The sequence below is a fragment of the Devosia marina genome, assembly GCF_009758415.1.
GTDB classification, from domain to species: domain Bacteria; phylum Pseudomonadota; class Alphaproteobacteria; order Rhizobiales; family Devosiaceae; genus Devosia; species Devosia marina.
This window is the reverse complement of the sequence record NZ_WQRF01000014.1, coordinates 26,542-36,523: the sequence shown is the minus strand read 5'-3', so window position 1 is coordinate 36,523 and position 9,982 is coordinate 26,542. Positions and strand designations below refer to the sequence as shown.

10 protein-coding genes and 2 pseudogenes are annotated in these 9,982 nt (G+C 62.3%); 6 read left to right on the top strand and 6 right to left on the bottom strand.

The window, feature by feature from the left end:
* Nucleotides 1-119 (top strand): annotated as a pseudogene (locus GO014_RS18745) (ATP-binding protein); the annotation flags it as partial.
* On the opposite strand, the pseudogene GO014_RS18740 reads toward GO014_RS18745, so the two are convergent.
* The 3 genes and pseudogenes from GO014_RS18740 to GO014_RS18730 all read right to left on the bottom strand — a co-directional run.
* Nucleotides 118-378: pseudogene (locus GO014_RS18740) on the bottom strand (TrbC/VirB2 family protein); the annotation flags it as partial. The pseudogenes GO014_RS18745 and GO014_RS18740 overlap by 2 nt on opposite strands.
* Nucleotides 368-1,351, bottom strand: a complete 984-nt coding sequence (gene trbB, locus GO014_RS18735; protein WP_157291801.1) for a P-type conjugative transfer ATPase TrbB — start codon at nt 1,349-1,351, stop codon at nt 368-370. The pseudogene GO014_RS18740 and the gene trbB, both read right to left, overlap by 11 nt.
* 26 nt (nt 1,352-1,377) lie before the next feature.
* A complete protein-coding gene (locus GO014_RS18730; protein WP_157291800.1) occupies nt 1,378-1,626 on the bottom strand; it encodes an acyl-homoserine-lactone synthase in 249 nt (82 codons plus the stop codon).
* 547 nt (nt 1,627-2,173) lie between these two features.
* Here GO014_RS18730 and GO014_RS18725 point away from each other — a divergent pair.
* The 5 genes from GO014_RS18725 to GO014_RS18700 all read left to right on the top strand — a co-directional run bounded on the left by GO014_RS18725 (nt 2,174) and on the right by GO014_RS18700 (nt 5,788).
* Entirely contained in the window at nt 2,174-3,439 is a 1,266-nt protein-coding gene (locus GO014_RS18725) for a chromate transporter (protein ID WP_157291799.1), read from the top strand.
* Between the two features lie 54 nt (nt 3,440-3,493).
* Nucleotides 3,494-3,673 carry a hypothetical protein gene (locus GO014_RS18720; RefSeq protein ID WP_157291798.1) on the top strand — a complete coding sequence of 60 codons (180 nt, stop codon included), beginning with the start codon at nt 3,494-3,496 and terminating at the stop codon, nt 3,671-3,673.
* A 72-nt stretch (nt 3,674-3,745) separates the two neighbouring features.
* The gene (locus tag GO014_RS18985) at nt 3,746-4,096 is read left to right on the top strand and encodes a hypothetical protein (RefSeq protein ID WP_179953010.1); all 351 of its coding nucleotides are present in this window, start codon (nt 3,746-3,748) and stop codon (nt 4,094-4,096) included.
* Between the two features lie 116 nt (nt 4,097-4,212).
* The gene (locus GO014_RS18705; RefSeq protein ID WP_157291795.1) at nt 4,213-4,356 is read left to right on the top strand and encodes a hypothetical protein; all 144 of its coding nucleotides are present in this window, start codon (nt 4,213-4,215) and stop codon (nt 4,354-4,356) included.
* Nucleotides 4,357-4,804: 448 nt separating this feature from the next.
* Nucleotides 4,805-5,788: a magnesium transporter CorA family protein gene (locus tag GO014_RS18700; protein WP_090599398.1), complete on the top strand. Its 984-nt coding sequence runs from the start codon at nt 4,805-4,807 to the stop codon at nt 5,786-5,788.
* Nucleotides 5,789-6,294: 506 nt separating this feature from the next.
* Here GO014_RS18700 and GO014_RS18695 read toward each other — a convergent pair.
* The 3 genes from GO014_RS18695 to chrA all read right to left on the bottom strand — a co-directional run bounded on the left by GO014_RS18695 (nt 6,295) and on the right by chrA (nt 9,966).
* A complete protein-coding gene (locus GO014_RS18695) occupies nt 6,295-7,527 on the bottom strand; it encodes an MFS transporter (protein WP_090599402.1) in 1,233 nt (410 codons plus the stop codon).
* 115 nt (nt 7,528-7,642) lie between these two features.
* Nucleotides 7,643-8,509: a DUF1259 domain-containing protein gene (locus GO014_RS18690; RefSeq protein ID WP_157291794.1), complete on the bottom strand. Its 867-nt coding sequence runs from the start codon at nt 8,507-8,509 to the stop codon at nt 7,643-7,645.
* Between the two features lie 41 nt (nt 8,510-8,550).
* Nucleotides 8,551-9,966, bottom strand: a complete 1,416-nt coding sequence (gene chrA / locus GO014_RS18685) for a chromate efflux transporter (RefSeq protein ID WP_157291793.1) — start codon at nt 9,964-9,966, stop codon at nt 8,551-8,553.
* Between the last annotated feature and the right edge of the window lie 16 nt (nt 9,967-9,982).

Genomic DNA, 9,982 nt, shown 5'->3' with positions numbered 1-9,982 from the left:
TCGACGAACTGGGCTATCTGCCGTTCAGCCCGTCAGGCGGGGCGCTGCTGTTCCATCTGCTCAGCAAGCTCTACGAGCAGACCAGCGTCGTCATCACCACCAACCTCAGCTTCAGCGAATGCCGGCGACGAGCACGATGTAGCAAAGCCGGCGCGCGAAATCGTTCAGCTCGCCGCCGAAGATCAGCATGCCGCCGGCAATGGCGACGGCAGCGAGCGCAATAGCGCCGGCGACTGGACCGGTGATGGATTCCTGAATCTGTTCCAGGGGCCCTTCCCAGGGCAAGCCCCCTCCTCCGCTGGCGAGCGCCGGTTCGATCATGGCGATGGATGCGGCCGCGAGACCGAGGAGGAGCGTGAAAGCCTTCTTAGACGACATGAAGATTTCTTCCCTGCATGGATTCGGATTTCGACGCGCCGACCGGCGTGGTGAGGTATCGCCCGTCGCGAAAGCCTTCGACCCTCAGGATTTCGCGAACGGTTCGCCCGCCGGGCGCGCGTTCGATCGAGACGATCAGGTCGACCGCCTCACCGATGACTTCCGGCATCGGCTGGGAGCTGACTTCGGCGACGAGCTGTTCAAGGCGGGTAAGAGCGGCGCCGGCCGAGTTCGAGTGAACCGTCGCGATGCCGCCCGGATGGCCGGTGTTCCACGCCTTCAAGAGAGTGAGGGCAGCGCCGTCGCGAACCTCGCCCACGATGATGCGATCCGGACGCAGCCGCATCGTCGACTTCAATAGACGGCCCATATCGACCGAGTCTGTGGTGTGCAGGATCACATGATTTTCCGCCGCGCACTGGATCTCGGCAGTGTCTTCCAGGATCACCAGCCGGTGCTCCGGCGTCGTCTCGACCAGCTCCGCCAGGATTGCATTGGTGAGCGTGGTCTTGCCCGTTCCAGTGCCTCCCGACACGACGATGTTGAGTCGGTTCACGATCGAATCGCGGATCACATCAACCTGCTCGGGCGTCATGATGCCATCGGCGACATACTGATCGAGGCGGATCAGCATTGAGGCGCGCTTGCGGATCGTGAACATCGGCGCGGGCGCGGCCGGCGGCAAAATCCCCTCGAATCGGTGTCCGCCAAGGGGCAACTCCCCGGAAATAATTGGCCGGTCCTGGTCGACTTCGGTCTTGAGGGCGTGGGCGACCTTGCCGATGACGGTCTCGGCGTCATGGGAGGCCATCTGCCCCGCCGCCGCTATCCCCTGCCCTACCCGCTCAATGAATAGATTGCCGTCGGGGTTGAGCATGACCTCGACAACGTCAGGGTCATGGAGCGCCGACGTGACAGCGGCGCCAAGTGCGTCCTGCAGACCGAGGATCAGCCGTCGTTTCGATTCGCTCATGAACCGCCCCCCTGCCCGGCTGCTGGTTAGGCCGCGGCTTCCACAGCGGCCGGAAAAAGGGGGACGTAGCTCGACGGCCGCACCAACTCGAGACTGGCTTCGTCGGCAGATAGGAGGCCCGCGACAGCAATGGTATTGCCAACAGGATGTGGAGACCCCAGCCGCACCAGTGGCCACTTCACCCGGTTGAGGATGCGCTCAAACCGAACGTCCGTAACGGTGACGATCCGGGCGAACCCAGGTTTCTGGTGTAGCTCCACGGCGTTCCAGTTCATCACCGCGCCAAAGGACGGCTATGCGTCCCAAGTGGGCTGTCAACTCTGACATTGAAAGATCCTTTCAACTCATTGCAACTAGGTGACCTGTGCGACAAAAGCGGTAACGCCGAGCACCGTCGCTCTAGTGTTCCGATCCTCTGCCTCAGGGCATGGCTACCAGTGACGATGAGGAGCGGCTCGCTCGTGGAGCAGCCATCGTCGACGATTCTCTACGCATATTTTCAGACGAGCCGGGGCTAAGGTCGCCTCCTGCGTCTCCGCATTCGAGGGCAGGGCATAGATGGCGTTCTTCACGGCGACGGCCCCGATCGCCTGCAAGCGACGCCAAGGTGTCACGCGGAAATAGGCCAGCTTGGCCGGAAGCTGGTGAATTAGGAGGAGAATGTCGGCGGGATTGAGTCATGGCCATTACACCTCCAATGTTGCTACTGTATCTTTTATTCCATATAAAGCAACAAACGTATCAACTGAAGGCCGTGAGGGCCTCCTATGCAGAACCGGAGGTTGTCATCTCTGTCCACCCTCAAAAGGTCCAGCTTCGATAATGACTCAGACGCCTGACCCTTCCGGTGGCCATGTTGCCGATCAGCGAGAGCCAACTGTGCCTACGCTATCGCAATGGCAGATTTTCGTGCGTTTTTTGCGCTTTGGCCTTCTCGCATGGGGTGGACCTGTCGCGCAGATTGCTATGATCCGGCGAGAACTCGTTGATGAGGAGCGCTGGATTTCCAGCAGCCGGTTCAACCGCCTTCTTGCCGTCTATCAGGTGCTTCCGGGGCCTGAGGCGCACGAATTATGCGTCCATATCGGCATGCTTCCAGGTGGGCGCATGGGCGGCTTCCTTGCGGGGCTCGGCTTCATGCTGCCGGGCTTCCTTCTGATGTTCGCCCTATCGTGGCTCTACTTCACGATCGACATCACGCAATCGGCTCTAGGTCCGATATTTCTCGGCATTCAAGTTGCGGTCATTGCACTGATCGTGCGTGCGGTCCACAGAATTGGAGAGCACGTACTCCTCGACAAATGGCTCTGGGGCATTGGGATCGTCAGCGCTTTCGCAGCGTTTCTCGGCGCGAGCTTCTGGATCACGCTTCCGGCAGCAGGGTTGGTCTATGCCTTCGCCTTGCGAAGACAGCATGCACTTGCGGCCGTGACCCTGGTAGCCGCCACCGTGCTCGCTGTCCTGGTCGGGCCAGAGAGTTCAACAGGTCTGCTCGAAAGCGCCGCGCAGGGCACAGCACTCTCCAACGGGCCGATCGCGCAGGACGCATCGCTGGTGGCCCTGTTTTTCTCTGGCCTCAAGGCCGGTCTCCTGACCTTTGGGGGAGCCTACACTGTCATTCCGTTCCTGCGTGACGACGCAGTGGGGAACGGCTGGATGACGGACGCCCAATTCCTTGACGGTCTCGCTCTGTCCGGCATCCTGCCCGCACCGCTCATCATCTTCTCCACCTTCGTCGGCTATTTTGGGGGCGGTCCGCTCGGCGCCATCGCTATGACGGCCGGGATTTTTCTACCAGCCTTTGGCTTTTCGCTGCTCTTCCATGAGCGTCTGGAGAGCGTGGTCGAAAACAAGACCCTGCACAGCTTCCTGGAGGGCGTATCCGCAGGTGTCGTCGGTCTGATCGCCGCGACCACGGTCGAACTCGCGCTTGTCGTCATCGAGCGGCTACCGTCCGTGCTTCTCGGCGGGGTGATCTTCGCGCTCGCTCTGGCCGTCCTTTATCTCTGGAAGTCGAAGGTGAACGTCGTCCTGGCGGTTCTCGGTGCCGGCTTTCTGGGCTGGCTCAGCTCCGGCTTCCTTGGATGATGCGCGACATGTTCGGAAAGGAGCATGAAGTGAGGAAGCGTACGGTCCTGCGGTATGCAACCTGCCGCTCCTGAGGCGAGCCGTCGGACGCACCTGACCTGGCGGCGGCACGTGCCGCCGGCCCTGCTGCTCTTCGCCATCGCCCGTCCTGTCGCCATGGTGGAGCTCGCCTCATCGCCCTCCACGGTGATCCTCTCCATCGATATCTCAGGATCGATGCGCGGACCGATATGAAGCCACACGCCTTGCTGCGTCGCCTTCGCTGGGTCTGGGGCGCTCGTGCAGGCCCCGACTCTCGTTCGCGACATGCTCGACGCGACCATCAACAGCTTCGACCTGCGGCGTGGGACGGCGGTCGGCGCCGCCACCATCGCCGCGCTCGCCACCATCTTTCCCGACGAGAAATTCTCCATCGACAGTTTCGACGATCCGCGCGACCTGCTGGACCGGCCGAGCAGCGCCGGCCGTTCGCTCGACGTCCCTGAGCCCGAGGAGCCCGAGCATCAGCCCGTCGAGCCCGGCTCCTACCAGCGCCGTCATCATCCTGTTGACGCACGGGGCAACCACGACGGGACCCGATCCGGTCCTGGCAGCGCGCCTTGCCGCCGACTACGGCGTTCGTGTGCACACCGTCGGCTTCGGCTCGACCGAGGGTGACGTCGTCGATTTCGGCGGGCGCTCGATGCGGGCGATGCTCGACCTGACGACCCTGCAGACCATAGCCGATCTCACCCGAGGTGAGTATTTTTGCAGCTCACTCCCCCGAGGCCCTGATGGAGGTTTATGAAACGCTCTCGACGCGCCTGGTGCCCGAACGCAAGCTCACCGAGATCGCCTTCATCCTCGCCGGCATCGCCGCCCTCGTCTCTATTGCCGCGGCCTCGCTTTCGGTTCTCTGGTTTGGCAGGATCACCTAACCTTCGAAGCGTGCGGTGCATACCACTGACCATTGCCTCCAAGACCGCCGCTCCGGGCATAGCTCGGTAAGGAAGCGGACGCTGCTTCTTCACACATGGCGCACTCGGTCGCGTGCCCCAAGAGCCTTACGCGCTCTGACGCAACCAGAGCGCCGGCTCTAGTTCTTGCCGTCGCAGCGTTTCTTGCGAAAGGCCGGTACCACCTTTCGCACGTTGCTCTAGAACCAACAATCGGGAGGCAGAACCTGGCGCGGCACGTCAGGACAACTCATATTGACAACCGCTTAGGATTCCTTCACTTCGCCAGTATGGCGGTCATCTGACTGTCGTCCAGCACAGGACAAATCATGCAACCGGACAGTCGAAGTCGATCTTCGATCGCGCCGCCAGTGCGCCTTTGAACAAGGGGCTCCAGGGACGGCGCAAGCCTCGCCAATAGGAGCCGCAAATGCTGCGCATCTACTCGGGCCAGAATGGTCACCTCGCGCCAGTTGAGAACCTTCAGCAGCCACAAGACCGAGTTGCTCTCTGGCTCGATCTCCTGAATCCTACGGGAGACGAGGTGAAGCAGGTCGAAGCGCACCTTGGTGTGAACATCCCAACGCGCGACGAGATGGCGGAAATCGAGCTTTCGGACCGGCTCTACCGCGAGGACGGTGCCGCATTCATGACAATGACTGCGGTGACCAACATGGAAACCGAAGATGCCGTCAAGGTGCCGGTCTCCTTCATCCTGAAGGGCAAGACGTTGGTTACGGTCCGTCATGGCGACTCCAAGCCCTTCGCGACATACACGGCACGAGTGCAGCGCGAAGGCGCCGAGCCATGCACGTCTGGCGAAATGGCAATGGTAGGCCTTATTGAGGCGATCATCGACCGAACGGCTGACGCCCTTGAGCGCATTGGTGACGAGGTCGACGCGATCTCCCAGGAGGTATTCCGCAATAAGTCGAAGAGCGCCACCAAGAAGACCCGAGACCTGCAATCCCTCATTGAACAGATTGGACGAAAGGGCGATCTCCTGACCAAAATCCGGGAAAGCCTCGTCAGCATTGCCCGGTTGGCCGCTTACCACAGCGCAGTTGAGACTGGTCCCGTCAAATCCGGAAAAGAACTCCGGCAGCGCATCCGGCTTGTCCAGCGCGACGCGACTTCATTGGGTGATCACGCGATCTTCCTGTCCGGCAAGATCACCTTCTTGCTCGACGCCACCCTGGGGCTCATAAATCTGGAACAAAGCCAAATCATCAAGATTTTTTCGGTCGCAGCTGTCGTGTTCCTGCCGCCAACTTTGGTGGCATCAATCTACGGCATGAACTTTGATTACATGCCGGAATTGCACTGGCTCCTCGGGTATCCTTGGGCTTTGGGGCTGATGGTTCTCTCTGCCCTGCTTCCGTTTGTGTATTTCAAACGACGCGGTTGGCTTTAGGACATGCGCATAAAGCTGAATGCGCCCAGTTCCCGAGAACATCGAAGCTCACATGAACCAGCCGGCTAGCATGCCGACGGCGCAGAGAGCCCTGACGATCATCTACGCCCAACCGAGGCAGCGGAGAGCCGCCGCCCTGGATGTGGGCAATGATCCGGGACGCTCTCGAGGGCAACCGGCTGGCGTGTGAAGGGGCACATGGCCGCGATCCGCCGCACATCACCTTGTCCGGAGGTCACTGTCCTCGACGTCCTGACGCTGGCGATCACGCTCGGCGACGATTTCCTGCTTCACGCCTTCCTGGACGGCCTAGTCTAGGTGTCCGAAGTGCTGGGGAACGCTGGTCAACATCGACTGGGTGGCGCCACCGACGACACCGGAGCTATACGCGCCGCCGACGTCCGAGGTGACGCGTCTTCGTTTGAAGCCGACAGGAGCGGACCTCGCCCGCAAGCGCCTCAGGGTGGTGAACGGAGGCAATGAGCCCGGCGGTGATCAGCTGCAACCTACTTCCGCTCTTCCGGCGGCTTGATGTGGCGGAACTGCGCAAGCAGCAGCAGGTCGTAGGTGATCTTGAGCACGCCGCAGATCAGGAACGGCCAAGCCTTGTAGGATGCGGCGAACAAGGCGCCGGCGAGTGCGGGACTGGCAGCCGCGGCGAGGCTGCGGGGGACGGAGGTGAAGCTCGCGGCGGCGGCGCGTTCCGCCTCTGTCACCACGGCCATGACGTAGGACGAACGCGTCGGCACGTCCATCTGGGAGAGCGCTGCTCGGATCAGCAGCAGGGCAAGCGCAACGCCCAGGTTGGGGGCGAGCGCCGCCAGCATCAGGGCGATGCTGGAGGGAATGTGGGTGAACACCATCGTGTTGATGAGCCCGATGTGCCGCGACAGCCAGGCGGCGACCGGGAAAGAGAAAGCCGACAGTACACCCGACCAGAAGAAGAACACACCGGCGGCAGACAGCGACAGGTCGAACCGCTCGAACAGCCAGAGCGCCAGCAGCGACTGCACGACGAACCCGCCGGCAAAGGCGTCGAGGCTGAAGAGTGCCGCGAGCCTGAAGACGATGGCGCGGGAGGGACCAAGCGCGGCGGCGGCCTCGCTTGCGGGCGGGCGCTTCGGGATGCGTGCATAGAACACGCCACCCAGGAGCCCGACAACCGCGTAGAGGACGAACATCAGCTTGATCGCCGTGAGCTGGCCGAGCCCGACCGTGGTCATCACATCGGGAATGGCCGAGGCGAGCGCGCCGACGGCGCTTGCGAGCGCTCCTACAAGGCTGTAGCGCGCGAACATCCTCGTCCGGTTGGCGTCACTCACTTCCCGCGTCAGCGCCGCGTGCTCGATCGGCACGAACACGCTCACACTGCCGGCCGACGGGTTGATCGTACCGGCGAAGGCGACGACCAGCAGGAGCGCATAATCGTGAACCACGGCGAAAGCGACGCCGGTTGCGATCATCAGGCTCGCGGCCGCAAGCAGAAGCTGGCGATGATCGAAACGCGGGCCGAGGAAGCCGACCGCGATGGTCAGCAGCGCCGAGCCGAGCAGCGATGCGGTGGCGATGATGCCGACCTGGAGCGGCGAGAACCCCAAAGCGAGCAAATAGACCGGCAACAGGACCGCCACGAAGCCGTCGCCGAAGTCGCGTAAGGCGCGTGCCGCGAGGAGATGGGTCGCCGGACCGAGCAATTGCCTCGGTGGGGCGCTTAGTTTGGATCTCGCGTACAACCGCATCGGCGCTCAGTTCAAATGGATTATCGCATGTCCGGTTGCCGGCTGATCCGCTCTCCGCAGCTCGCAGCCCGATCCCTGTCGCCGGGGGGGCCAAACGGGCGACCACCTCGACCAATTATGGCGAACAGCACGCGTCATCGGACTGGACCTGTTTCTGGGTTGCCAAGGCACGGCCCAAAATAGTGGCCAGGTCAGTGGCTTTGCCGATGCCCCAATAGTGGAGGAAGATGATCCGGGGTTCCTCAAAAAACATGTGGTTGTGGACGGCGACCACCTCGATCCCGCCGGCGCGAAGTTCCCGGATAATCGGAGCGACTTCGAGTTCGAGCATCGCGAAGTCGCCGCACACCGCGGCCCGCTCCTCAGTGCCTTGGAATGCCGCCCAGGTGTTGTATCCCATCACCGAGTTGATTTCCAAACCGCCGCAGCGGCTGCATCTGACGGGAACCTCCGGGCGCCCCAGCGTGAATTTGAAGACCCCGTCCTTGAGTTCGCCCGGGGCGCCGATGATGTCTTCCAACTGCCTGGTATCCAGTTGGTTGGGGACCTCCTTGATGGCAGGGTTGACGGGACGAGCCTGGCGAACCGTTTCGACTGCATCCAGTATTTTGCGAACACCTTGTCCCAATGTGGCTTCGTCGGCCGTAGCTTCGATGTGCATGAACAGCACCTCGGGCTGCGCGCGGATGAAGTGGTTGTGCAGCGCGGTCACATAGAATCCCCCCTCGATTGCTGCGGAAACGGCAACACCGACTTCGTCTTCCATCAGAACGATGTCGCCCATCACCGTCGTCTGCTCAGTGCCTTTGCGGAACGCTGCCCAAGTGGTCAGGCCCATAAAGGGAACTATCTCAAAGCCATCCACAGTCTCCTTTACATCGCTGCGCGGCACCGACATTTTGAGTACGTCGCCGGTCATTGTTCCCGCGATACCTGCAGCCGCCTCAAGGTTTTTTTGATCCAACATAGTGCCATCAGTCATAGCCAGTCTCCTTCCGAAGGGATGTCACTCACGCAGGCTGCCTAAAGTGTTCCCGAAACGAGCCCAGAGAGCAAACCTGCGCCCGAACAGGCGGCAAGCACCGGCAGCATGCCGACCTTGAAGCGGAACACGGCGATCAGCGCGCCGAGGGTGAGCACGAGCGAGGCCACGTTGACCGAGCTCAGGACCGGCACATCGACGCTCATGCCGAAGCCGCTCACCTCGATCAACTCGCCGAAGAGCACGTGCAACCCGAACCACACCGCGAGATTGAGGATGACGCCGACGACGGCCGCTGTGATCGTCGCCAGCGCCGCCGACAGCGCCCGGTTGCTGCGCAGCGCCTCGACAAAGGGCGCGCCGAGAAAGATCCACAGGAAGCAGGGCGTAAAGGTCACCCAGGTGGTGAGCAGGCCACCGAGCGTGGCCGCCAGCAACGGATCGAGCGATCCGGGCGCGCGGAAGGCGCCCATGAAGCCCACGAACTGCGTGACCATGATGAGCGGCCCAGGCGTGGTCTCGGCCATTCCGAGCCCGTCCAGCATCTCTCCGGGCTGGAGCCAGTGATAGGTCTCCACGGCCTGCTGCGCGACATAGGCAAGAACGGCATAGGCGCCGCCGAAGGTCACCACGGCCATCTTGGAGAAGAAAACGGCAATCTCGGTAAAGACATTGCCGGGACCGAGCGCGGCAAGAAGGGCCGCAACCGGTGCGAGCCACAGAATGAGGAAAACACCCGCGATCTTCAGCGCCCAGGCGAGCGAGGGCCGCGCATGAGCGGGAATCGTCTCCCCGAGGACACTGTCCGCGTCGGCAACCTGCTTGTCACCCACCTTGCCGTGCCCGTTGGCGGCAAGAAAGGGCGCAAGGCCCGCCCGTCCGCCGGCAAAGCCGATGATGGCCGCGCTCAGAATGATCAGGGGAAACGGCACCTGGAAGAAGAAGATGGCGATGAACGCAGCGGCGGCCAGCGCCACCATGATGTTGTTCTTGAGGGCGCGCTTGCCGACGCGCACGACGGCCTCGAGCACGATGGCGAGCACCGCCGCCTTCAACCCGAAGAACAGCGCCTCGACGGCACCGACATTGCCGAAGAGCGCATAGATCCAGCTCAGTGCCATGATGGCGACGACGCCCGGGAGCACGAACAGCGTGCCGGCCACGAGTCCGCCCTTGGTCTTGTGGAGGAGCCAGCCGATATAGACGGCGAGCTGTTGCGCCTCCGGTCCCGGCAGGAGCATGCAATAGTTGAGCGCATGCAGGAAGCGGTTCTCGCCGATCCAGCGCTTCTCCTCGACGATGATCCGGTGCATCACAGCGATCTGACCGGCCGGGCCGCCGAAGGAAAGCGCCGCCACGCGGGCCCAGACGCGCACCGCCTCTGCGAATGGGATGCCATGGTCGGGCGCTGAGCCGCGCTGGATGTGTTGTGCTTCGTTGCTTGCGACCTTGTTCATCGATCCATCCTGTGCG

Coding starts and splice junctions, on each gene's coding strand:
- trbB (WP_157291801.1), bottom strand. CDS start 1,351: ATGAGCGAATCGAAACGACGGCTGATCCTCGGTCTGCAGGACGCACTT.
- GO014_RS18730 (WP_157291800.1), bottom strand. CDS start 1,626: ATGAACTGGAACGCCGTGGAGCTACACCAGAAACCTGGGTTCGCCCGG.
- GO014_RS18725 (WP_157291799.1), top strand. CDS start 2,174: ATGACTCAGACGCCTGACCCTTCCGGTGGCCATGTTGCCGATCAGCGA.
- GO014_RS18720 (WP_157291798.1), top strand. CDS start 3,494: ATGCAACCTGCCGCTCCTGAGGCGAGCCGTCGGACGCACCTGACCTGG.
- GO014_RS18985 (WP_179953010.1), top strand. CDS start 3,746: ATGCTCGACGCGACCATCAACAGCTTCGACCTGCGGCGTGGGACGGCG.
- GO014_RS18705 (WP_157291795.1), top strand. CDS start 4,213: ATGGAGGTTTATGAAACGCTCTCGACGCGCCTGGTGCCCGAACGCAAG.
- GO014_RS18700 (WP_090599398.1), top strand. CDS start 4,805: ATGCTGCGCATCTACTCGGGCCAGAATGGTCACCTCGCGCCAGTTGAG.
- GO014_RS18695 (WP_090599402.1), bottom strand. CDS start 7,527: ATGCGGTTGTACGCGAGATCCAAACTAAGCGCCCCACCGAGGCAATTG.
- GO014_RS18690 (WP_157291794.1), bottom strand. CDS start 8,509: ATGACTGATGGCACTATGTTGGATCAAAAAAACCTTGAGGCGGCTGCA.
- chrA (WP_157291793.1), bottom strand. CDS start 9,966: ATGAACAAGGTCGCAAGCAACGAAGCACAACACATCCAGCGCGGCTCA.